The organism is Azospirillum endophyticum (assembly GCF_016595245.1).
GTDB lineage: Bacteria > Pseudomonadota > Alphaproteobacteria > Azospirillales > Azospirillaceae > Azospirillum > Azospirillum endophyticum.
The window spans coordinates 1-21,023 of the sequence record NZ_JAENHM010000049.1; the positions used below are offsets into that span (position 1 = coordinate 1).

Here is a 21,023-nt window from a genome sequence, read left to right on the forward strand (position 1 = left end):
CGGCAAAACGCCGTTGGCGTTTGGCCGATCCCGCCCCGCAAGGGGAGAAGGGCTATTCACCGCCAGAGGTTGTGCTTTCTTCGCGGATGCGAGATCTGTGCATGCCGTAGCCCCCTTGAGGAGAGGGTTGGGTGAGGGGGGTAGCGCGGTCGGAACGACCGCGCCAGGGGATTGCCAAGGGGCAGTATGCCCCTTGGCGGCGCGCAGAGCGCGCCGGCCCCCTCACCCTCCCCACGCCTTCGGCGCGGGTCCCCTCCCTCTCCCGGGGGGAGAGAGGGCGATCTGCATGCGACCGTGACCTGACTTCGTTGCCTTGGCCTAGCGGCGCCGCGAGAAGGGGCCGGCAGCGCGGCCGTTTGCCGGCCCGGCGGCGAGGCTGGGATAGGGATCGTCGGGGTTGACGGTCCAGGGATAGACGCCCTTCGGGCCTTCGGCTTCCGGCCGGGCGAGGATCGCGGCGACGGCGCGCGGATCGGGTGGCGTGCGCTCACGCAGGGCGCCGGGGAGGTCGTCGTCGAGTTCGGGGACGGTGACGGCGGGAGGATCTTCGGGCCTGGGTGCTTGCGGCTTGGCATCCGGTGCGATCCGGGCGTCGAGCCCGTCGAAAAGGCCGAGCCGGTCGGCCAGCCAGCGGACGATGGAGGGGTCGCCGGCGGCGACCAGCCGCTCGATCTGTTCGGCCACCAGGATCCGCAGCGAGGACAGCCGCAGCTCGGCCTCACGGTTCAGCGCCTGCCGCTCCCACCACACCCTATGACGAAAGTCCTTGGAGCCGTAATAGGCCCGCCACAGCGTGGTGCGGCTGCAGCCCATGGCGCGGGAGACCTGGAGGAAGGAACTGCCGCGGGACAGCATGCCGGCGGCCATGATCCACTGCTCCTCATGGAACTGGGAACCAGGGACCAGCGCGCCTTCGGCAGGCACCGGCGGCTCCTCTGCCCAGCAGGGGAAATGGTCGTTCTGGAGGGTACGGCTGTCGAGGGGCATGGCTTCGCTCCGCAGGATGATGGGACCCTTGCGGAGAGGTTATAGGATTTTAATCCTTGTTCGGTGGACTTTGTGCAAAACCGGGAGCGGGGCGGTTTCCCTCCGCCCCCCGGAGCGACGGTGTTCGGCCGTCATTCGCCGATCACGTGTTCCGGCCGATCAACCCGCCAGGGAATGGGGTGGAGGGTCGATCGCAGTTCCTCCAGGAACGTGGCAACGCGGGCCACCCGTCCGCTGCGTGACCCGGTCAACGCCACGATGTCGGCGTCCGGCAACTGCCAGCCGGGCAGCAAGGCGATCAGCCGGCCTAGCTTGAGATCGTCGGCGACATCCCATTCGGAGCGGACGATGATGCCCAGCCCGGCCAATCCCCAGTCCCGGATGACGGTACCGTCATTGCTGGCGAGGGCCGGCTGGAGCCGGAGAGTGACCTGTTCGCCATCGGAACCGGCAAAACGCCAGAGGGATTCGTCCGTCTTGTTCTCCCGGATCACGCCGCAGTCATGGCGACGCAGATCCTCCGGGCGCTCAGGCATGCCACAACGGGCCAGATAGGCCGGCGAAGCACAGAGGATCCGACGGTTTGCGGCCAGGCGGTGCAGCGTCAGCGCAGAGTCGCCCAATGCACCGACATGGATCAGCACGTCCCAGCCGTCAGCGCGCGGAAAGGCCGGGTCTTCGAACAGCATCAGGCTCAGCGTCACGTCGGGATGCCGGGTCCGCAGGGCCGCCATCGCCGGGGCGACGTAGCGCCGCCCGAAGCCGAAGGGGGCCGCGACGCGCAGATGACCGGTCACCTTCTTCCGCCGCGCGACCAGCGCGTCGGCCAGACCATCCAGCTCGGCCAGCAGTTCGGCCCCGCGGCCGGCCAGCAGCTCGCCTTCAACCGTCAGGTGCAGCTGCCGGCTGGATCGTTCCACCAACCGCACGCCCAGCCGCTGTTCGAGCTGCTGCAGCCGCTGGGTCACCGCCGGCGGCGTGACGTCGAGCGCACGGGCGGCTGCGGCCAGGGAGCGCGCGCCGCTGAGAACCGCGAAGAAGTGCAGATCGTTCGATGTGATCATTAAGTACCAGCTTAATTCAGAATACAGTTTCGTGAAATGGCGTCTGAAGGTCGCGGCAAGTAGTTTTGCGCATGCCCCACAAAACGGACCGAGCCATGACGATCGCCGACACCCTCGATGCCTTGCCCACCCCGGCCCTCGTCCTCGATGAACCCCGCATGCTGCGGAACATCGCCCGCCTCCGTGGCCGTCTGGACCCGCTGGGCGTGGCGCTGCGTCCCCATCTGAAGACGGTGAAATCGGTGGAGGCCGCACGCCGGCTGCTGACCGGCGGCAACGGTCCCGCGGCCGTCTCCACCTTGAAGGAGGCGGAAGCCTTCGCCGCCGCCGGGGTGCGGGACATTCTGTACGCGGTCGGCATCGCGCCCCGGAAGCTGGAGCGGGTGCTGGCCCTGCGCGCCGCGGGCTGCGATCTCAGCGTGGTGCTGGACTCGCCCGGGCAGGCCGCCGCCGTCGCGGACGCGTCGCGGAGGACGGGCGACCCGATCCCGGTCCTGATCGAGATCGATTGCGACGGCCATCGGTCCGGCCTGCGGCCCGACGATCCGGCCGCGGTCGCCATCGGCCGCGTCCTGGAACAGGGAGGGGCCGCCCTGCGTGGAGTCGTCACCCATGCCGGGGAGAGCTACGGCGCGGTGGGCGCCGATGCCCTGGCGGGCTTCGCCGAGCAGGAGCGGCTGGCCGCCGTCACCGCGGCAACGGCGTTGCGGGCCGCCGGCCTGCCCTGCCCGGTGGTCAGCGTCGGCTCCACCCCCACGGCCCATTTCGCCCGCGACCTCACCGGCGTCACCGAAATGCGGGCCGGCGTCTTCGCCCTGTTCGATCTGGTGATGGCGGGAATCGGCGTCTGTTCGCTCGACGACATCGCCTTGTCGGTGCTGACCACGGTGATCGGGCATCGGCGCGACCGCGGCTGGATCATCGTCGATGCGGGCTGGATGGCGCTGTCGCGCGACCGCGGAACGGCGGCGCAGGCGGTCGACCAGGGTTACGGCGTCGTCTGCGACATCGACGGCCGGGTGCTCGACGGCCTGATCGTCACCGGCGTCAACCAGGAGCATGGCATCGTCGCCCGCCGCCCGGACAGCGCCGCCGTCCTGCCGGACCTGCCGGTCGGCACGCTGCTGCGCCTCCTGCCCAACCATGCCTGCGCCACGGCCGCCCAGTTCGACGGATTCTCGGTGCTGCCGGACGACGCCTCCCAACCGATGGCCCATTGGCCCCGCTTCCGCGGCTGGTGACGGAAGCAAGAAAGGAACCCGATCATGCTGTTCATGTCCGAAGCCACCTCCGCCGCCCTGGTGACCCACGAGATGGCGTTCGAGGCCGCGCGCGAAGCCCTGATCGCCGCCTGTGGCGATGGATCGACGTCCTTTCCGGTCGTGCTCGGCCATGGTTCGTCCTCCGCCAACCGCTTCACGGTCAAGGCGGCGGCGGCCGCGGAGCTTGCCGGGCTGAAAATCGGCTCCTACTGGCCGGGAAACCCCGATCGCGGCCTGGAGCGCCACAATTCGCTGATCCTGCTGTTCGACCAGGAGACCGGACGGATCGGCGTGGCGATCGAGGCCGGCGTGGTCAACGCCTACCGCACCGCCGCCGCCGATGCCGTCGCGGCGGACCGGCTGGCGCGTCCGGATGCCGGGATCCTGGCCGTCTTCGGCGCCGGCCATCAGGCCCGCTTCGAATGCCTGGCCCTGGCCCGGGTGCGGACGCTCCGCCGGGTGCTGGTGGTCACCCGCGATCCGGCGCGCGGCGAAGCGATGGCGGCCGAACTGCAGCGGCAGGGGCTGACGGCCGAGATTTCGGACGCCAAGGCCGCCTGCGCCGCTGCCGACATCATCGTCACCGCCACGCCGGCCAGAGCGCCTCTGTTCGACGCGGACTGGGTGCGGCCCGGCACCCATGTCGCCAGCATGGGGTCCGACGCGCGCGGCAAGCAGGAACTGCCCCCGGAATTGCTCGGCCGGGCCGGATTGTTCTGTGATCTGCCGGAGCAGTCGCATGCCATCGGCGAGTTTCAGCACGCCCCGCCCAATGCGGCCGTGACGGCGATCGGCGAGGTGTTGCTTGGGCGGCACCCCGGCCGGCGGTCACGCGACGAGATCACGGTCTTCGACAGTTCCGGGCTGTCGCTGCAGGACCTGTACATCGCCCGGTCGCTTCTTGCGAAGCATCGGGATGCAGATGGTGCCTGATGGCGTCGGTTGAGCTTGGGTCGGAAGCTCCCGGACTTCGTAGACTTCGACAAGGGCTACGGTACGGCGGATTTGGTGGCCGAACGGCGGGCCTTGAAGGCGACGCCGCAGGTGGAACAGAACATGTCGGGGCGGCATTCGCGCATCGGTGCGCCCGCCACGCGGTATCGGGGTCACAACGCGAAAGTGATCTTATCGTCCGGGATGTGGGAACACGGTGAGACCGCGGGCGCACCCGCACTGACCAAGGTTCGTTTTGCCGGCTTCAGCCGGGCCAAGCCAAGTTTCAATCTGCAGGGGCTGGCTGAGAGGCGGTCGCACACAAAATCTTGATCTGAGACGTCTCAACGATTGCTTCATAATTTCCCGTTGCGCGCGAAGCCTCGGCAGATCAAGGGCTTGCCCGGACACAACCAGCGCACTTCCTATAGGTAAATGGAATATGCACTTCTGCAACCGCGCTTAGGACCGGTTGACGTGATCCCGCTGCCACGCCTCCCACCACGCCCGGAGGTCCCGCAGACGCCGGACGGCCGCCGTCGCCATCGCCTCGCACCGCGTCAGTCGCGTCTTGGCCGCCGCCGACGCCTCGGCCGCCCGTCGCGCCCGCTCGCGCGCCATCCGGACCCGCTCATCTTCCGTGGGATCGTCCATCCCCATCGCAACAGGTCCGACCGCCCCCCGTTGCGCGCCGCCCCCTCAGGGAGCCGGCACCGTCCGGCGGGCAAGAAGAGCTTTGATCGTCGGGGCCAGGGCGGACACCGCATAAGGCTTGCGCAGGACCGTCAGGCGCCCCGGCTCCTCGGCCGGAAGATGCTCGCTGTAGCCGGTCATGACGACGATCGGCAGGTCGGGCCGCCGCTGCCGGATCATCCGGATCAGCGCCTCGCCGCCCATCACCGGCATGCGCATGTCCGTGAGCAGGATGTCGGCCGGATCGGCGGCGTCGGCCTCGATGGCCTCCAGCCCGTTGTGCGTGACGGTGACCCGGAACCCTTCGGCCTCCAGAATTTCGGCCACCACCATGGCAACAAGATCCTCGTCCTCGGCGAGCAGAACATGAAACGAGCCGGACATGGATCGCACCATAGGGTTTTAAGTCCCCTGGAAATACCTGAACAAACACAAATTTGATATCGGAAAATAATTTCGACACTACACTTAATTAGTGACCATCCTAAATAAAATATAATTTTCTGTTATTGCCAAGGCAGATTAATTCGCGATTTGGTGCGATTCTCTCTTTCGCCCAGCCCGCCGGGCATGCCTCAAGAACACGCCGGCCGAGAAAGCAAACACGGGGCAATTTGGAAAACCGCCCTCCACAACCGAAAGCGAGGGGGTGGGAGGACCCTTGGAACAGCTCCCTCTGCTGTCCGGCGCAACCGCATTCTGCCCAGCACCTCCAGTTTTGCGAGGCAACCTGCAATGATTGCAGGGACCGATCAGGGTTCCCCCGCGCCTATCTGAACCTTCCGCTCCGGTATGCTCCTTGCACAAGAGTTCACGTTCTTATCATCTCGCTGTTGCAGCGGAGTAGACATGCCCAGACACCAGAGCGCTCTGCTCGCCGCCGCAATGGCTTTGATCGTCGTCATCGGCATGACGGCCCACGTCGTCTGGCGGGACCGGCAGACCACCGTCGCACAGATGGAGGCGCTTGCCGCCGACATGGCCAAGGTCGTCGAATCCCATGTCCTGCATACCATCAGAGGCGCGGAAATCGCCTTGCACCAGGCTGCCACTGTGGTCGACGATGCCGGCAGCATCGAGGCCGTGCGAACTCCCCCTTACTGGTACCGACTGCGCGACGCACTCGCCAATGTGGACGGTGGCGACACTCTCTGGCTGTTCGACGCCCAGGGAAACAGCGTGGTCGGGACCGGCCGGCAGCAGGACCGGCCGATCAACGTTGCCGATCGCCCCTATTTCCGGGCGGTGATGGAGGGCGCCGACCTCGTGATCAGTCCGGCACTGCACAGTCGTTTGGATAACCGTATCATCTTCATCATCGCGCGGCCGATCCGCGACTGGACCGGCGAAATCATCGGCGTCGCAAGCACCGCAATGAAGACGGAATGGTTGGTCAACTTCTATGCCCTGATGTCCTTCGGGCTTGAGACCACCGTGACTGTCTTCCGCACCGACGGCGAGATCGTTGCCCGTAACCCCGATCTCTCCAGCCATCTCGGCAAGAACAACCGGCACGGACCGCTCTTTCAGGAACAACTCCCACGCTCACCGAGTGGCGTCTACTGGGCACGATCCATGCTGGACGGCAAGGAGCGGCTCGCAGCATACCGGCTCATTCCCAGTCTGAACTTGGTCGTCTATACCGGGATCGAGAGCGGGTCGACGTTTGCCGCCTGGCAGTCCCGCTCACTCTGGTTCATCGCCGAAGTGATCCTGACCACGACGCTTGTCCTGCTCCTGCTCGTGTGGGGGGCACGCATGATCCGCCGCGAGCACCGCAGCCAAATCCGCGCGATCGAAGCCGAGAGCGCCGCGCAGCAATTGGGCGCCGAACTCCATCAAGCCCGACGCGACCCTCTGACCGGTCTGCCCGCCCGCGGGTTGTTCATCGAACTGGCGGAGGGAATGCACCGGAGCGCAGGCCGGAGGGGATCGGTTCTCGCCTTTCTTTACATCGACCTTGACGGCTTCAAGGGGGTGAACGATCGGCACGGCCACGAACAAGGCGACAAGGTTCTGGTGGTGGTTGCCGAGATCATGCGCCGGACGATCCGGGACGGCGATCTGATCGGCCGGCTTGGCGGCGATGAATTCGTCATCTGCCTGTCCGGGCACGTTCCCAATATCCGGACGGTCGCCACCAGTGTCGCCGATCGCATCATCAAGGAGGTTCGCGATCTGGATATGGGCGTGGGATGCAGCATAGGAATTGCATTCACCGCAGGCGAATGCAGCGACCTGCCTTGTTCTCTGCGCGTGGCGGACGCCGCGATGTACCGCGCCAAGAAAATGGGCAAAGGCGCTTGGTCTATTCATGAGCCGATGCAGGAGCCCTGCCTGTCCTGCGCCGAGAAGTCCGCAGCCTGATTTCTTGCTCACTATGTCAGTGCGGCGTGACGCCGACGATCTTCGCTCGAACTCCCGGCACAGCTCCGGCCTCACCGCACTGTGGCTGTAAAGCAGCCTCCGGGCGTTATGACAAGCCGACCCTGCGAGAGGGTGGAATCCACAGTCTCACCGTGTTCCCACATCCCGGACAATCTGATCATTTTCGTGTAGTGCCCCCGTATTCCGGCTACGCGGTGAACCGACACGGCAGCAAGCCCATCGAGCAGGTGTTCGGCTGGATCAAGACGGTGGCCGGTCACCGGAAGAGTCGCTTCCGCGGCATCCCCCGGGCAGGCTGGGCCTTCCCCTTCGCCACGGCGGCCTTTAACCTGATCCGGCTGTCCAAGCTGGAGGAGGCGACGCCATGACGGCGGCACAACGTTGCAAGGTGTTCGGCAAATGGCGCCTCACCGAATCCGACCAGTGGGACCGCGCATATCTCGATCTGGTCGAGCCGGCCTGCATCCGCTTCGACGAGGACGGCCGCGGCGAAATGGTGTTCGGCGCCCTTCAGGCCAGCCTGGAGTGCAAAACCGGCGTCAGCATCATCTTCTTCGATTTCGATGGCAGCGACGAGATGACCCCCATCCGCGGCACCGGTACGGCCGAATTGGCTGAGGATGGGAGCATTGAGGTCGAAATCAGCATCGATCACGGCGACGAAATCCAGATCAAGGCTCGCCGCTGGTAGCTTTTCGGCAGCCTGTCAGGCATTCCCCTCCGGCGTCATTCCCGCCAGCCCTGCGCCGCCGCCAGCGGCGCGCACAGAGAGCCCGGCCCCGCCGGCGGTACGCACCGACGCCAGCGTCAGCGCATGCCAGTAGAGGTCCAGCAGGGCCGCCGGCATGCCGCCCTCCTCATGGCCCTCCATCGGCAGGATGGCGGCGGCATGGGCCAGCGCCGCTGTGGCGGCGTTCGCGCTGCGCGCCACGGCGTCGCCCAGCAGCCCCAGCGTCCGGCCCAGCGCCGCGGCATCGAAGCGCAGCAGGGCCGGCGGTACGGTGATCTGCGCCTCGCCGCCGCGCAGGCGGCCGACGGCGATGTAGACATGCAGCAGGTCGGGCCGGTCCTCCGGCCGCAGCAGGGCGGCGACGATGCGGTTGCCGGTCAGTGCGCCGGTGCCGTCGAACTCGTACATGGTGGCGCGCTCGCCCTGGTGCGTGGCGGCGAGACCGGCGAGGCGGGCCGTCAGCGGCTCCCCCGCCCGGCGGCTGGCCTCGTCGAACAGGGCGAGGTGGCTGCCGCCCTCGCTCAGCACCACCAGCGGCGCGTCGGTCGACGCGGCGGCGGCCAGCAGCCGGGCCAGCACGGCGAAGGGATCGGCGCCCGCCGAATCCGCGTCCGCCTCCAGCAGGCCGGCGCCACGGCGCAGCATGGCCTCGGCGAAGCTGATGTCGATGTCCATGGCGGCCCCTCCTCCCTTGAAACGGCCCCTCTTTTAGGCCGGGGCGCCCCGTCGGCTCAATGGTAACCGAAGGCGCCCGTCACCTTTCCGCGGAAGACCCAGTAGGAATAGGCGGTGTAGCCGAGGATCGACGGGATCAGGAAGGCCATGCCGACCAGCAGGAACACCTGCGTCTTGGGCGGGGCCGCCGCCTCCCACACGGTGACGCCGGGCGGGATCAGGTGCGGCCACAGGCTGATGGCGAGGCCGAGATAGGACAGGGCGAACAGCGCCATCGACAGCACGAAGGGCGCCACCTCCCGGCCGTTGTCGATGGCGCGCCACAGGGCGAAGGCCAGCAGCGCGGTGACGATCGGCACCGGCGACAGGAAGAGCAGGTTGGGCAGCGAGAACCAGCGCAGGGCGATCTGCGGCAGCAGGAAGGGCGTCCACAGGCTGACCGCCGCCACGCCGACGAGAACCACCAGCATCAGCCGCCGCGCCATGCGGAAGCACCAGTCCTGCAACGGCCCGATGGTGCGCCAGATCAGCCAGGTCGCCCCCAGCAGGGCATAGCCGACCACCAGCGCCGCCCCGCAGAACAGGGCGAAGGGGGAAAGCCAGTGCAGCATGCCGCCGACGAACTGCCGCTCATACACCGGGATGCCCTGGATGAAGGAACCGAGAACGACGCCCTGGGCGAAGGTCGCCAGCAGCGAGCCGAGGAAGAAGGAGCGGTTCCACCAGTGCCGGCCCGCCCGCGCCTTGAAGCGGAATTCGAAGGCAACGCCGCGGAAGATCAGGGCGATCAGCATGACCAGCAACGGCAGGTACATCGCCGGCAGCACCACGGCATAGGCGATGGGGAAGGCGGCGAACAGCCCCGCCCCGCCCAGCACCAGCCAAGTCTCGTTGAAGTCCCAGACCGGCGCCACCGTGTTCATCATGGTGTCGCGGTCCTCCTCCGTCGGGGCGAAGGGATAGAGGATGCCGATGCCGAGGTCGAAGCCGTCCATCAGCACATACATGAACACCGCGAAGCCGACGATCCCGACCCAGATCAGGGTCAGCAGGCTTCCTTCCGCAATCTCCTGCATGGGGCTCACTCCGCGGCTTCGATGGAAGAATCGGCGGCCGACAGCGGCCGTTTCGGGCTTTGCGCCTCCGGCGGCTGCTTGGCGTCGTGGATGTGCGTCGGGCCGGTGCGCAGCAGGCGGATCAGGTAATAGGTGCCGGCGCCGTAGATGATGGCGTAGGCGACGACGAAGGACAGCAGCGAGACCAGCGCCGCCTCGGTCGTCAGCGACGGCGTCACCGCGTCGGCGGTGCGCAGGTGGCCCTGGACGACCCAGGGCTGGCGGCCGATTTCGGTGGTGAACCAGCCGGCCAGGATGGCGACGAAGCCGATCGGCATGCAGCCGACCAGGATGCGGTTGAACCAGTCGCTGCTGTAGAGGCGGCCGCGGACCCTTAGCACCAGATGCACCGCCGCCACCGTCAGCATGAGCAGGCCGATGCCGACCATCAGGCGGAAGGTCCAGAAGATGATGCGTGGGTCGGGCCGCTCATCGGCCGGGAACTGCTTCAGGCCGGGGACGCTGCCGTCGAAGTCGTGGGTCAGGATCAGGCTGGACAGAGCGGGGATGCCGATCTCCAGCCGGTTGGTCTCCGCCTTCACGTCGGGGATGGCGAAGAGGACCAGCGGCGCCCGTGGGCCGCCCTCCCAGTTGCCTTCCATGGCGGCGATCTTGGCCGGCTGGTGTTCCAGCGTGTTCAGGCCGTGCTGGTCGCCGAGGAAGATCTGCAGGGGCGCCAGCACGGTGATCAGGCCGAGCGCCATGCCGAGCCCCAGCTTCGCATGGTCGGAATGGCGACGCTTCAGCAGGTAGAAGGCGCTGATGCCGGCGACGACGAAGCTGGTGGTCAGGAACATCGCCGTCACCATGTGGGTCAGGCGATAGGGGAAGGACGGGTTGAACACCACCTGCCACCAGTCGGTGACGAAGTAGCGGCCGTCCTTGATCTCGAAGCCGGCCGGGGTGTGCATCCAGCTGTTGGCCGACAGGATCCAGAAGGACGACAGCAGGGTGCCGAGCGCCACCAGACAGGCCGCCATCAGGTGGATGCCGCGCGGCACCCGGTCGCGCCCGAACAGCAGGATGCCGAGGAAGGCGGCTTCCAGGAAGAAGGCGGTCACCACCTCGTACTGGATCAGCGGCCCCAGGACGTTGCCCACCGTGTCGGACCAGCGGCTCCAGTTGGTGCCGAACTGGTAGGACATGACGATGCCCGACACCACGCCCAGCCCGAAGGACAGCGCGAAGATGCGGGTCCAGAACTCCGACAGGCTGCGGTAGATGCCCTTGCCGGTGCCGACCCACAGCGCTTCCAGGAGCGCGATCCAGCAGGCAAGTCCAACCGTGAAGCTGGGGAACAGGATGTGGAAGGAGATCGTGAACGCGAACTGGAGTCGCGACAGGATCAATGGATCGAGTTCCATGGCCGCCGCCTCTTCTGTTGGGCGCGTGGAAAGCCCGACGCCGGGCGGGTGCCGGGTGCCGGTGTGGCAGGAGGCGATTTAGGGTGGGCGGCAGCCGCGGAAAGGGGAACTAGTCTTTCAGTATCAAACCCGCCCGCACAAGGTATTATGGAGCCGCTATAGCGATCCGTCCGTCGATTTGCGTTCGACTGCAGGAACTGCTCGATGAGGTAGCCGTTCGCCCCGTGAAGCTCGACACCGTCGAACCCGGCGCCGAGCTTCAAAGGTGAAAAGGAAGCCGATCAGGCCACCGAAGATCCCCTGTCACACCACGTCGATGGTGAGGAAGTCGATTGCGACCGCCACGCGCTCACGCAGGGGCAGGTTGTTCTCCCCGATCGCGTATACGCGCCGCCTGGTCGGGAAGACGAAACCGCCGAACGTCTTGTGTTCCATCGCATAATTGGCGCTCGACGTCCCGCCCAGGACATCCGCGCTGTAGTCATGACGCCGAAGAATCCCCGAGGCATCGAAATAGAAGGTCTGCTCGGTCGAATGCGTCTCGATGCCCGACGGGAACATCACCTTCAGACGGCGCCACGTCTCTCCATCTTCCGTCAACCACGGTTCGATTTCCTCGCTCTCGACCCCTGGGAGCTTGAAGAGAAAGGGCGTGGTCAGATAGGTCCACATGGCGTAGCCGGTGAAGTAGATCAGATGCTGGGCATCCCACGGCGTCGTCAGGCTATGGCCCTCGAACGCCTTCCTCGGTTCCTCACGCTGCTCGACGACCTCCCCGCCATCGGTCACGACCGCCGTGCGCGCGGCGTCGAATACCGTGCGCCGGCCAGCCTGGACGAAGGGCGAATATTCGGTGTGCTGCTTGTGAGGGTCGATCGAGACCCGAGCGTCCTTGAACACGTCCGGCCAGCCCTTGAGGTGCCAGACGCCGCCGCCGATCGAGACATGCGCGCTCACCGTCCTGAGCGTCTGCCAGCGGTCCCAACCGCCATGCGCTGAAACAGCAAGTTCCAACAGGTCACTCATTCCATGCCTCCGTTTCCGACACCGGCATCCGCGGCGTTTGGTTTAACTTTGCAACCTCTCGACATCTGACCGAAATGGTTTAACTTTGCAACCCTATTGATCGCGACGAACGGAGAACCGAATGAAGGGCAAGCGCAAGGACCTGGGGCAGGCAAACTGCGGGATCGCGCGCGCCCTTCAGGTCATTGGCGATTGGTGGTCGCTGTTGATCGTGCGCGAAGCATTTGGAGGAAAGCAGAGATTCGGCGAGTTCCAGAAGAGCTTGGGGCTCGCGAAAAACATCCTTTCAAGTCGCCTGAAGAAGCTGGTCGACAATGGAATATTCGTCATCGAGCCGGACCCAGACTCCGCCCTCAGCCACCTTTACGTGCTCACTCCGAAGGGAGAGAAACTCCACCTCATCCTCATCGCACTCTGGCAATGGGGTGAGGAAAACTGCTTCGATCCCGGTGAACTCGACATCGCGATGGTCGACAAACCAAGCGGACAGCCACTCGCCAAACTACTGTTGATGGCGCAGGACGGTCGTGCTCTCGGCTCCCGCGATTTCCGGCTTGCCCCAAGACAGGAGCCTGGACTTTCTGCACGGCCTGCTCGACGGTAGCCTCCGTCCACAGGCGCCCTCCCGGAAGGCGGCGGCGACACCGCCCGGCGGTCAGTGGGGCGGATAGATCGCGGTGATGCCGGAAATCACCGTCTGCGCCGCCAGTGCCGCCAGCACGATGCCGAGCACCCGGCTGACCGTGTGGATCACCGTGCGGCCCAGCAACCGCCCAACCCGGTCGGCGCCCAGCAGGATCAGCGTCACCCCGCCGATCACCGTCGCCGCCGCGCCCAGCACGCTGACCTGTCCGGCCGCCGTCGTGCCGACGCGGTCCATCAGCAGCAGGATCGAGGTGATGGCGCCCGGCCCGGCAATCAGCGGCACCGCCAGCGGAAAGACGGCGATGTCGTGGGCGTCCTCGTCGGTCATCGCCTCGCCGGTCGCGCGCTCCTTGCGTTCGGAGCGCTTGGCGAACAGCATCTCGAAGGCGATCCAGAACAGCAGCGCCCCGCCGGCGATGCGGAAGGCCGGCATCTCGATGGACAGGGTCTGCAGCACGACCTTGCCGAAATAGGCGAAGAAGACCAGCACGACGAAGGCGATGGCGGTGCCGCGCAGCGCGATGATCCGCTTGTGCCGGTCGTCGAAGCCGCGGGTCAGCGCGATGAACAGCGGCACCAGCCCCGGCGGATCGACGACGACGAAGAAGACGACGAGGTTGCTGATGTAGTCCGACAAAGCCGGCTCCGGCGTTTTGCGGTCAGGGATGGGTGGCGGCGATCATAGGCTTGGCGGCGCGGGGTGTCACGCCTCCGGCCAAGTCATGACAATCGCCCTCTCCCGCCCCGGGAGAGGGCGTGTAGCCGACGGCCGGAGGCCGGACGAGCACCGAAGGTGATCGTAGGCGGAGCGCGGTCGCGAGACTTGCGAGCGACCTTGGACCCACGAAGTGGGGAGGGTGAGGGATTGGGCAAGAGTCCCGAACCGCATGGTTACTTGCATTACCCCTCACCCTTCCCATGCTCCGCATGGGCCCCTTCCCTCTCCCGGGACGGGAGAGGGAGCGATATGGGATCATCCTTTCCCGTCTCCGCCAGGGCATGGGCGAAGGCCTCGACCCCCTGCACGCCCGCCGGGGTCAGGCCGTAGGTGCCGCGCCCGACCCGCTCGAACCAGCCATAGACGTTGCGCAGCAGCATCGGCCCGACATCCTTCGGCGCCCCGGCCTTGCGCAGCGCCGCGACGCTCAAGGGGCCGCCGCGCAGCAGGCGGGCGATGCGCAGGGCGTCCTGGCGGTAGGCGGTGACGATGGCGACGCGGGTGGAGCCGCCGCGGTTGGGATCGCCGACCCGGCGGGCGTGCTCGCCCAGCAGGCGGTGGGTGCGCTTTTTGTCCTTGCGCGGGGTATAGGGGATGGGGTCGAGCAGCACGGTGACCTGTCGGCCCTCGGCCAACCCCGGATCGACCATCAGCAGGCCGAGGCCCAGCCGGCGGCACAGCTTCTTCACGTCGCCGTCCAGCGGCGACGCCCCGGTGGCCTTGCGCCCCGGCTGCGGCACGGCGAGATAGACACTGTCGCTGACCGCCAGCCGGTCCACCCCCTGGAGAACGAGGTCGAGGGTGAAGCGCTTCTTCAGCTCGACGATCACCGGCGGCTCGCCGTTGCGCGTGGCGACGAGATCGCAGCCGCGGATCTCCGCCTTCACGTCGTAGCCCTGGGCTTCGAGGAAGGCTTTGACAGGGGCGTAGAGGTCGGTTTCAGCGGTGATGGTCATCCGCTGAAGGCCCGCAAATCCCCCTCTCCCCCCCGCTCACGCGCAAACTTCGTTTGCGCTGAAGCGACAGGCGGATCGAAGATCCGCCGAAAGCGGGGAGAGGTCGGCCGGCACCGCCGGCCGGGTGAGGGGGGCGGACCCTCGCCCGCTTGCGGGAGAGGGTGGCTGCGCAGCAGCCAGGTGAGGGACTGCGCAATACTAGAGGGATCCTCGAAGTGCTTCCCCCTCACCCCGACCCTCTCCCCAGGGGGGAGAGGGGGACGGCCTTTAGAATAGGCGCTTACCGTCGCCGAAGAGGCCGTACTTGTCGACAAACTCATCGTAAGCCTTGAAGGCCTCACGGTTTTTCTCAGTCCAGCGTTGCTTCTCGGCTTCGGTCATACGCGCTCGCTTGCGGTATGCGCAAGCCTCCGAAGCTGAGAAGCCATGCCGATCGTCGGACGCCATCACGCCGCCGCCCGCTGCTTGCGCAGGATGCCCAGGATGTCCGACGCCGCCTTCGGGATGTTGGTGCCCGGCCCGTAGATCGCCGCGGCACCCGCCTTGTAGAGGAACTCGTAGTCCTGCGGCGGGATCACGCCGCCGCAGACCACCAGGATGTCGCCGGCGCCCTGGCGGCGCAGGTCCTCGATCAGCTGCGGCACCAGCGTCTTGTGACCGGCGGCCTGGGACGACACGCCGATGATGTGGACGTCGTTCTCCACCGCCTGCCGCGCCGCCTCGTCCGGGGTCTGGAACAGCGGGCCGATGTCGACGTCGAAGCCGATGTCGGCGAAGCTGGTGGCGATCACCTTGGCGCCGCGGTCGTGGCCGTCCTGGCCCATCTTCACCACCAGGATGCGCGGCCGGCGGCCCTCCTCGGCGGCGAAGGCCGCCACCTCCTCCTGGATCTTCCTGAAGCCCTCGTCGCCCTCATAGGCCGAGCCGTAGACGCCCGACACCGAGCGGATGACGGCGACATGGCGGGTGAAGGCCTTTTCCAGCGCGTCGGAGATCTCGCCGACGGTGGCGCGGGCGCGGGTGGCCTCGACCGACAGGGCCAGCAGATTGCCGGTCTTCGCCGCGGCGGCCTCGGTCAGCGCCGCCAGCGCCGCCTGGCATTTCGCCTCGTCGCGGCTGGCGCGGATTTGGTTGAGGCGGGCGATCTGCGCCTCGCGGACCGCGGTGTTGTCGATGTCCAGCACGTCCACCCCCTCAGGCGTCTCCGGGCGGTACTTGTTGACGCCGACGATCACCTCCTCGCCGCGGTCGATGGCGGCCTGGCGGCGGGCGGCGGCCTCCTCGATCAGCAGTTTGGGCATGCCGCTCTCGACCGCCTTGGTCATGCCGCCCATCTCCTCGACCCGGCCGATCAGCTCCAGCGCCGCATTGGCGAGGCTGTGGGTCAGATGCTCGATGTAATAGGAGCCGCCGAGCGGGTCGACCACCTTGGTGACGCCGGCCTCCTCGGCGATGATCAGCTGGGTGTTGCGGGCGATGCGGGCCGAGGTCTTGGTCGGCAGGCCCAGCGCCTCGTCGAAGGCGTTGGTGTGCAGCGACTGGGTGCCGCCCAGCACCGCCGCCATCGCCTCGATGGTGGTGCGGATGACGTTGTTGTAGGGGTCCTGCTCGGTCAGCGAGACGCCCGAGGTCTGGCAATGGGTGCGCAGAGCCAGCGAGCGGGCGTCCTTCGGCTGGAACTTCTCCTGCATCAGGGAGGACCACAGCAGGCGCGCGGCGCGCAGCTTGGCGATCTCCATGAAGAAATTCATGCCGATGGAGAAGAAGAAGGACAGGCGCGGCGCGAACTTGTCCACGGCCAACCCCTTCGACATCGCGGCGCGGACATATTCGAGGCCGTCGGCGATGGTGAAGGCCAGTTCCTGCACCGCCGTGGCGCCGGCCTCCTGCATGTGGTAGCCGGAGATCGAGATCGAGTTGAACTTCGGCATGTGCTGGGAGGTGTACTCGATGATGTCGGCGATGATCCGCATCGAGGGTTCGGGCGGGTAGATGTAGGTGTTGCGGACCATGAACTCCTTGAGGATGTCGTTCTGGATGGTGCCGCTCAGCTTGTCCTGGGAGACGCCCTGTTCTTCCGCCGCGACGATGTAGCCGGCGAGGATCGGCAGCACGGCGCCGTTCATCGTCATCGACACCGACATCCTGTCGAGCGGGATGTCGGCGAACAGGATCTTCATGTCCTCGACGCTGTCGATGGCGACGCCGGCCTTGCCGACATCGCCGACGACGCGGGGATGGTCGCTGTCATAGCCGCGGTGGGTGGCGAGGTCGAAGGCCACCGACAGGCCCATCTGGCCGGCCTTCAGGTTGGCCTTGTAGAAGGCGTTCGAGTCCTCGGCGGTGGAGAAGCCGGCATATTGGCGGATGGTCCAGGGCTTCACCGCGTACATCGTGGCGCGCGGGCCGCGGGTATAGGGCGGGAAACCCGGCAGCGTCTCCAGCTCCAGCCCTTCGAGGTCGGCTGCGGTGTAGAGCGCCTTGACGTCCAGCCCCTCCGGGGTCTTCCAGACCAGCTTGGCAAGGTCGCCGTCGGCGCCGAGATCCTTGGCGGCCAGCTTGTCCCAATCGGCAAGGGTCTTCTTCGGGAACTCGGTCATCGACGCCTCCTGAGGGCTTCTTATGGGCGTGGTGGAGCATTGCCCCCACCCCGACCCTCCCCCGCTGGACGGGGGAGGGAGAGATCCCCTCCCCTGCGATCGCGGGGGAGGGTTAGGGTGGGGGCAATGGGGCGCGCTTCCTCTCGATACGTTTCTTCTTATTATACGGTTACGCGAATTCCACGATCTTCTGATCGACCGCCAGGCTGCTGCCCGGGGCTGCGTGGATTTTCGCGACCGTCCCGTCCTGCGACGCGCGCAGGATGTTCTCCATCTTCATCGCCTCGACCACGGCCAGCACCTCGCCGGCCTTGACCTCCTGGCCTTCCGACACCGCCAGCGACACCAGCAGGCCCGGCATCGGCGACAGCAGGAACTTCGACATGTCCGGCGGCGCCTTGACCGGCATCAGGGCATCCAGCGCCGCCGCCTTCGGCGTCAGCACCTTGACGACGGCCTGGGAGCCGCTGTGGTGCAGGCGGTAGCCGATGCCGACGCGGTCGATCTGGACGCGGACGTCGGTGCCGTTCACCGTGCCATGGAACAGCGGCTCGCCGATCCGCCAGTCGCTCAGCACCGTGTGGCGCTGGCCGTCGACCTCGACGGCGTAGCCGATGCGTTGCGCCTTGCCTTCGGCGGCATGCAGGTGCACCGGATGCCGGGTGCCGTCCAGCACCACCACCCAGTCGTCGCGCACCGTCGCCTTGTTGCCGGCCATCTTGCCGGAGATCTGGATGTCGCGGTCGTTCAGGCTGCGGTGGATCACCGCGGCGACCGCGATCAGCACGGCGGGGTCTTCCGGCGGCAGGTCGGAGGCGTGGAAGCCGGTCGGATATTCCTCGGCGATGAAGTTGGTGGTCAGCCGCCCGTCGACGAAGCGCTGGTTCGCCATCAGCGAGGCCAGGAACGGGATGTTGTGGCTGACGCCGCGGATGTAATACTGGTCGAGCGCCTCGCGCATCTCGGCGATCGCCGCATCGCGCGTCGGACCCCAGGTGCAGAGCTTGGCGATCATCGGATCGTAGTACATCGAGATCTCGCCGCCCTCATACACGCCGGTGTCGACGCGGACATGGCTGTCGGCGGCCGGCGGCCGGTAATGGGTCAGGCGGCCGGTCGACGGCAGGAAGTTGCGGAAGGGATCCTCGGCATAGACTCGGGCCTCGACGGCCCAACCGTTCAGCTGCACGTCCTCCTGGCGGAGCGTCAGCTTCTCGCCGGCGGCGACGCGGATCATCAGCTCGACGAGGTCGAGGCCGGTGATCAGCTCGGTGACCGGATGCTCGACCTGGAGGCGGGTGTTCATCTCCAGGAAGTAGAAGTTGCGCTCGGCGTCGACGATGAACTCGACCGTGCCGGCCGACTTGTACTGCACCGCGTTGGCGAGCGCGACGGCCTGTTCGCCCATCGCCTTGCGGGTGGCGGCGTCGAGGAAGGGGCTCGGCGCCTCCTCGATGACCTTCTGGTGGCGGCGCTGGATCGAGCATTCGCGCTCGTGCAGGTACAGGCAGGTGCCCTGCCCGTCGGCGAGAAGCTGGATTTCGATGTGGCGCGGCTGCTGGATGTACTTCTCGACGAAGACGCGGTCGTCGGCGAAGCTGGAGCGCGCCTCGTTGGTCGCCGAGCGGAAGCCCTCGCGCGCCTCCTCGTCGTTCCAGGCGACGCGCATGCCCTTGCCGCCGCCGCCGGCCGAGGCCTTGATCATCACCGGATAGCCGATGTCGCGGGCGATGGTGACCGCTTCCGAATCGTCGGCGATGACGCCGAGATAGCCGGGGACGGTGGAGACGCCAGCCTTCTTGGCCAGCTTCTTGGACTCGATCTTGTCGCCCATCGCCTGGATGGCGAAGGCGTCGGGACCGATGAAGGCGATGCCGGCGGCCGCCAGCGCCTCCTGGAACTCGCGCTTCTCCGACAGGAAGCCGTAGCCGGGGTGGACGGCCTGGGCGCCGGTCGCCTTGCAGGCCTCCACGATCTTCTCGATCAGCAGATAGCTCTGGGCGGACGGGGCGGCGCCGATGTGGACGGCCTCGTCGGCCATCTCGACATGGAGCGCGTTCCTGTCGGCGTCGGAATAGACCGCGACGGTCTTGATGCCCATGCGGCGTGCCGTGCGGATGACGCGGCAGGCGATCTCGCCACGGTTGGCGATGAGGATCTTCTCGAACATGCTGCCGGCCCTCACAGCGGAATGTTGTCGTGCTTGCGCCAGGGGTTCTGGAGCTGCTTGTTCTTCAGCATGGACAGCGCCTTGGTGACGCGGCGGCGGGTGCCGTGCGGCATGATGACGTCGTCGATGTAGCCGCGCGAGGCGGCGACGAAGGGGTTGGCGAACTTCTGCTTGTACTCTTCGGTCCGCGCCTCGATCTTCGCCGCGTCGCCGATGTCGCCGCGGAAGATGATCTCCACCGCGCCCTTGGCGCCCATCACCGCGATCTCGGCCGACGGCCAGGCGTAATTCACGTCGCCGCGCAGATGCTTGGACGACATGACGTCGTACGCGCCGCCATACGCCTTGCGGGTGATGACGGTCACCTTCGGCACGGTGGCCTCGGCGTAGGCGTACAGCAGCTTGGCGCCATGCTTGATGATGCCGCCATACTCCTGGCTGGTGCCGGGCATGAAGCCGGGGACGTCGACCAGGGTCAGGATCGGGATTTCGAAGGCGTCGCAGAAGCGGACGAAGCGCGCCGCCTTCTTCGAGCTGTCGATGTCGAGGCAGCCGGCCAGCACCATCGGCTGGTTGGCGACGATGCCGACCGTGGAGCCGTTCATCCGGGCGAAGCCGATCAGGATGTTCTTGGCGTATTCCGGCTGAAGCTCGAAGAAATCGCCCTCGTCGACGATCTTGAGGATCAGCTCCTTCATGTCGTAGGGCTTGTTCGGGTTCTCCGGCACCAGCGTGTCGAGCGAGAAGTCCTCGCGGTCGAGCGGATCGCTGCAGGGGCGGACCGGCGCCTTCTCCCGGTTGGAGGAGGGCAGGAAATCGACGAAGCGGCGCAGTTGCAGCAGGGCCTCGACGTCGTTCTCGAAGGCCAGATCGGCGACGCCCGACTTGGTCGAGTGGGTGACGGCGCCGCCCAGCTCCTCGGCGGTCACCACCTCGTGGGTGACGGTCTTCACCACGTCAGGGCCGGTGACGAACATGTAGGAGCTGTCCTTCACCATGAAGATGAAGTCGGTCATCGCCGGGGAATAGACCGCGCCGCCGGCGCAGGGGCCCATGATCATCGAGATCTGCGGGATGACGCCGGACGCATCGACGTTGCGCTGGAACACCTCGGCATAGCCGCCGAGCGAGGCGACGCCTTCCTGGATGCGGGCACCGCCGCTGTCGTTCAGGCCGATCACGGGAGCACCGACCTTCAGCGCCTGATCCATGATCTTGCAGATCTTCTCGGCATGCGCTTCCGACAGCGCGCCGCCGAAGACCGTGAAGTCCTGGCTGAAGACGAAGACGAGGCGGCCGTTGACGGTGCCGTGGCCGGTCACCACGCCGTCGCCGGGGATTTTCTGGCCTTCCATGCCGAAGTCGACGCAGCGGTGTTCGACGAACATGTCGAACTCCTCGAACGAGCCCTCGTCGAGGAACAGGTCGATCCGCTCGCGCGCGGTCAGCTTGCCTTTGGCGTGCTGGCCGGCGATGCGCTTCTCACCGCCGCCCAGCCGCGCCGCGGCGCGCTTGGACTCCAACTTGGCCAGGATGTCTTGCATCGGGCGTTCCCATTCCTTGTCGTCTCAGTGACCGTCCCCGTTCCGGCGGCAAGCGACGTTCTCGTTCACCGGAACGCCGCCACTGGAACGACGCGGATTATTCACAAACTTCGCAGCGCTTCAAACAGCCTCTTCGCAAAAACGTGCGAAGTT

At 66.7% G+C, this 21,023-nt stretch carries 21 protein-coding genes and 1 pseudogene; 7 read left to right on the top strand and 15 right to left on the bottom strand.

The annotated features are described in order from the left end of the window. Positions 1-318: 318 nt before the first annotated feature. Both JHL17_RS16390 and JHL17_RS16395 read right to left on the bottom strand, forming a co-directional pair. Positions 319-987 (bottom strand): hypothetical protein, encoded by a 669-nt coding sequence (locus JHL17_RS16390; protein WP_200194645.1) that lies wholly within the window; start codon positions 985-987, stop codon positions 319-321. Between the two features lie 131 nt (positions 988-1,118). Next, the gene (locus JHL17_RS16395) at positions 1,119-2,051 is read right to left on the bottom strand and encodes a LysR family transcriptional regulator (protein WP_200194646.1); all 933 of its coding nucleotides are present in this window, start codon (positions 2,049-2,051) and stop codon (positions 1,119-1,121) included. Positions 2,052-2,146: 95 nt separating this feature from the next. On the opposite strand from JHL17_RS16395, the gene JHL17_RS16400 reads away from it, so the two are divergent. The 3 genes from JHL17_RS16400 to JHL17_RS16410 are packed head-to-tail and all read left to right on the top strand — an operon-like array spanning position 2,147 to position 4,579. Continuing rightward, complete coding sequence (locus JHL17_RS16400; RefSeq protein WP_200194648.1) at positions 2,147-3,292, top strand: DSD1 family PLP-dependent enzyme; 1,146 nt, start codon at positions 2,147-2,149, stop codon at positions 3,290-3,292. A gap of 24 nt (positions 3,293-3,316) precedes the next feature. Further along, a complete protein-coding gene (locus JHL17_RS16405; protein WP_200194650.1) occupies positions 3,317-4,246 on the top strand; it encodes an ornithine cyclodeaminase family protein in 930 nt (309 codons plus the stop codon). Positions 4,247-4,261: 15 nt separating this feature from the next. Beyond that, positions 4,262-4,579 (top strand): hypothetical protein, encoded by a 318-nt coding sequence (locus JHL17_RS16410; RefSeq protein WP_200194652.1) that lies wholly within the window; start codon positions 4,262-4,264, stop codon positions 4,577-4,579. A 129-nt stretch (positions 4,580-4,708) separates the two neighbouring features. Here JHL17_RS16410 and JHL17_RS16415 read toward each other — a convergent pair whose 3' ends face one another. Continuing rightward, positions 4,709-4,900 carry a hypothetical protein gene (locus tag JHL17_RS16415; RefSeq protein WP_200194654.1) on the bottom strand — a complete coding sequence of 64 codons (192 nt, stop codon included), beginning with the start codon at positions 4,898-4,900 and terminating at the stop codon, positions 4,709-4,711. A 45-nt stretch (positions 4,901-4,945) separates the two neighbouring features. Beyond that, positions 4,946-5,323 (bottom strand): response regulator, encoded by a 378-nt coding sequence (locus JHL17_RS16420; RefSeq protein ID WP_200194656.1) that lies wholly within the window; start codon positions 5,321-5,323, stop codon positions 4,946-4,948. Between the two features lie 465 nt (positions 5,324-5,788). Here JHL17_RS16420 and JHL17_RS16425 point away from each other — a divergent pair, with 465 nt between their 5' ends. The 3 genes and pseudogenes from JHL17_RS16425 to JHL17_RS16435 all read left to right on the top strand — a co-directional run bounded on the left by JHL17_RS16425 (position 5,789) and on the right by JHL17_RS16435 (position 8,018). Beyond that, on the top strand, positions 5,789-7,306 hold the full coding sequence (locus tag JHL17_RS16425; RefSeq protein ID WP_200194658.1) for a sensor domain-containing diguanylate cyclase: 1,518 nt from the start codon (positions 5,789-5,791) through the stop codon (positions 7,304-7,306). A 233-nt stretch (positions 7,307-7,539) separates the two neighbouring features. Next, positions 7,540-7,695: pseudogene (locus JHL17_RS16430) on the top strand (IS5/IS1182 family transposase); the annotation flags it as partial. Further along, positions 7,692-8,018 (top strand): hypothetical protein, encoded by a 327-nt coding sequence (locus JHL17_RS16435; protein ID WP_200194662.1) that lies wholly within the window; start codon positions 7,692-7,694, stop codon positions 8,016-8,018. The pseudogene JHL17_RS16430 and the gene JHL17_RS16435, both read left to right, overlap by 4 nt. Positions 8,019-8,033: 15 nt before the next feature. Here the strand turns inward: JHL17_RS16435 and JHL17_RS16440 are convergent, their stop codons facing one another. Genes JHL17_RS16440 through JHL17_RS16460 form a run of 5 tightly spaced genes read right to left on the bottom strand, consistent with a single transcriptional unit; the run spans position 8,034 to position 12,237 of the window. Next, positions 8,034-8,732: a hypothetical protein gene (locus JHL17_RS16440; protein WP_200194664.1), complete on the bottom strand. Its 699-nt coding sequence runs from the start codon at positions 8,730-8,732 to the stop codon at positions 8,034-8,036. Between the two features lie 56 nt (positions 8,733-8,788). Then, positions 8,789-9,808, bottom strand: coding sequence for a cytochrome d ubiquinol oxidase subunit II (gene cydB, locus JHL17_RS16445; protein WP_200194666.1), 1,020 nt, complete (start codon positions 9,806-9,808; stop codon positions 8,789-8,791). 5 nt (positions 9,809-9,813) lie between these two features. Next, positions 9,814-11,211 carry a cytochrome ubiquinol oxidase subunit I gene (locus tag JHL17_RS16450; protein ID WP_200194668.1) on the bottom strand — a complete coding sequence of 466 codons (1,398 nt, stop codon included), beginning with the start codon at positions 11,209-11,211 and terminating at the stop codon, positions 9,814-9,816. After that, the gene (locus tag JHL17_RS37990; protein WP_425599626.1) at positions 11,193-11,474 is read right to left on the bottom strand and encodes an oxidoreductase; all 282 of its coding nucleotides are present in this window, start codon (positions 11,472-11,474) and stop codon (positions 11,193-11,195) included. The genes JHL17_RS16450 and JHL17_RS37990 overlap by 19 nt, the downstream gene beginning before the upstream one ends. Before the next feature lie 40 nt (positions 11,475-11,514). Then, a complete protein-coding gene (locus tag JHL17_RS16460) occupies positions 11,515-12,237 on the bottom strand; it encodes a hypothetical protein (protein WP_200194670.1) in 723 nt (240 codons plus the stop codon). A gap of 121 nt (positions 12,238-12,358) precedes the next feature. On the opposite strand from JHL17_RS16460, the gene JHL17_RS16465 reads away from it, so the two are divergent. Further along, entirely contained in the window at positions 12,359-12,841 is a 483-nt protein-coding gene (locus JHL17_RS16465; protein ID WP_200194672.1) for a winged helix-turn-helix transcriptional regulator, read from the top strand. Positions 12,842-12,892: 51 nt separating this feature from the next. Here the strand turns inward: JHL17_RS16465 and JHL17_RS16470 are convergent, their stop codons facing one another. The 6 genes from JHL17_RS16470 to JHL17_RS16495 form a co-directional block, all read right to left on the bottom strand. Then, entirely contained in the window at positions 12,893-13,519 is a 627-nt protein-coding gene (locus tag JHL17_RS16470; protein ID WP_211113442.1) for a MarC family protein, read from the bottom strand. Between the two features lie 263 nt (positions 13,520-13,782). After that, on the bottom strand, positions 13,783-14,556 hold the full coding sequence (locus tag JHL17_RS16475) for a DUF2161 domain-containing phosphodiesterase (RefSeq protein WP_247893595.1): 774 nt from the start codon (positions 14,554-14,556) through the stop codon (positions 13,783-13,785). Between the two features lie 267 nt (positions 14,557-14,823). Beyond that, entirely contained in the window at positions 14,824-14,937 is a 114-nt protein-coding gene (locus JHL17_RS37995; protein ID WP_200194674.1) for a type II toxin-antitoxin system CcdA family antitoxin, read from the bottom strand. Positions 14,938-15,002: 65 nt separating this feature from the next. Further along, positions 15,003-17,156 (bottom strand): methylmalonyl-CoA mutase, encoded by a 2,154-nt coding sequence (gene scpA / locus JHL17_RS16485; protein WP_200194676.1) that lies wholly within the window; start codon positions 17,154-17,156, stop codon positions 15,003-15,005. Positions 17,157-17,325: 169 nt separating this feature from the next. After that, the gene (locus JHL17_RS16490) at positions 17,326-19,326 is read right to left on the bottom strand and encodes an acetyl-CoA carboxylase biotin carboxylase subunit (protein ID WP_200194678.1); all 2,001 of its coding nucleotides are present in this window, start codon (positions 19,324-19,326) and stop codon (positions 17,326-17,328) included. Positions 19,327-19,337: 11 nt separating this feature from the next. Beyond that, entirely contained in the window at positions 19,338-20,870 is a 1,533-nt protein-coding gene (locus JHL17_RS16495; protein WP_200194680.1) for an acyl-CoA carboxylase subunit beta, read from the bottom strand. Positions 20,871-21,023 lie beyond the last annotated feature (153 nt).

What these genes read in the sequence shown, in the direction of transcription:
- JHL17_RS16390 (WP_200194645.1), bottom strand. Translation starts at nt 987, where the DNA reads ATGCCCCTCGACAGCCGTACCCTCCAGAACGACCATTTCCCCTGCTGG.
- JHL17_RS16395 (WP_200194646.1), bottom strand. Translation starts at nt 2,051, where the DNA reads ATGATCACATCGAACGATCTGCACTTCTTCGCGGTTCTCAGCGGCGCG.
- JHL17_RS16400 (WP_200194648.1), top strand. Translation starts at nt 2,147, where the DNA reads ATGACGATCGCCGACACCCTCGATGCCTTGCCCACCCCGGCCCTCGTC.
- JHL17_RS16405 (WP_200194650.1), top strand. Translation starts at nt 3,317, where the DNA reads ATGCTGTTCATGTCCGAAGCCACCTCCGCCGCCCTGGTGACCCACGAG.
- JHL17_RS16415 (WP_200194654.1), bottom strand. Translation starts at nt 4,900, where the DNA reads ATGGACGATCCCACGGAAGATGAGCGGGTCCGGATGGCGCGCGAGCGG.
- JHL17_RS16420 (WP_200194656.1), bottom strand. Translation starts at nt 5,323, where the DNA reads ATGTCCGGCTCGTTTCATGTTCTGCTCGCCGAGGACGAGGATCTTGTT.
- JHL17_RS16425 (WP_200194658.1), top strand. Translation starts at nt 5,789, where the DNA reads ATGCCCAGACACCAGAGCGCTCTGCTCGCCGCCGCAATGGCTTTGATC.
- JHL17_RS16435 (WP_200194662.1), top strand. Translation starts at nt 7,692, where the DNA reads ATGACGGCGGCACAACGTTGCAAGGTGTTCGGCAAATGGCGCCTCACC.
- JHL17_RS16440 (WP_200194664.1), bottom strand. Translation starts at nt 8,732, where the DNA reads ATGGACATCGACATCAGCTTCGCCGAGGCCATGCTGCGCCGTGGCGCC.
- cydB (WP_200194666.1), bottom strand. Translation starts at nt 9,808, where the DNA reads ATGCAGGAGATTGCGGAAGGAAGCCTGCTGACCCTGATCTGGGTCGGG.
- JHL17_RS16450 (WP_200194668.1), bottom strand. Translation starts at nt 11,211, where the DNA reads ATGGAACTCGATCCATTGATCCTGTCGCGACTCCAGTTCGCGTTCACG.
- JHL17_RS16460 (WP_200194670.1), bottom strand. Translation starts at nt 12,237, where the DNA reads ATGAGTGACCTGTTGGAACTTGCTGTTTCAGCGCATGGCGGTTGGGAC.
- JHL17_RS16465 (WP_200194672.1), top strand. Translation starts at nt 12,359, where the DNA reads ATGAAGGGCAAGCGCAAGGACCTGGGGCAGGCAAACTGCGGGATCGCG.
- JHL17_RS16475 (WP_247893595.1), bottom strand. Translation starts at nt 14,556, where the DNA reads ATGACCATCACCGCTGAAACCGACCTCTACGCCCCTGTCAAAGCCTTC.
- JHL17_RS37995 (WP_200194674.1), bottom strand. Translation starts at nt 14,937, where the DNA reads ATGACCGAAGCCGAGAAGCAACGCTGGACTGAGAAAAACCGTGAGGCC.
- scpA (WP_200194676.1), bottom strand. Translation starts at nt 17,156, where the DNA reads ATGACCGAGTTCCCGAAGAAGACCCTTGCCGATTGGGACAAGCTGGCC.
- JHL17_RS16490 (WP_200194678.1), bottom strand. Translation starts at nt 19,326, where the DNA reads ATGTTCGAGAAGATCCTCATCGCCAACCGTGGCGAGATCGCCTGCCGC.
- JHL17_RS16495 (WP_200194680.1), bottom strand. Translation starts at nt 20,870, where the DNA reads ATGCAAGACATCCTGGCCAAGTTGGAGTCCAAGCGCGCCGCGGCGCGG.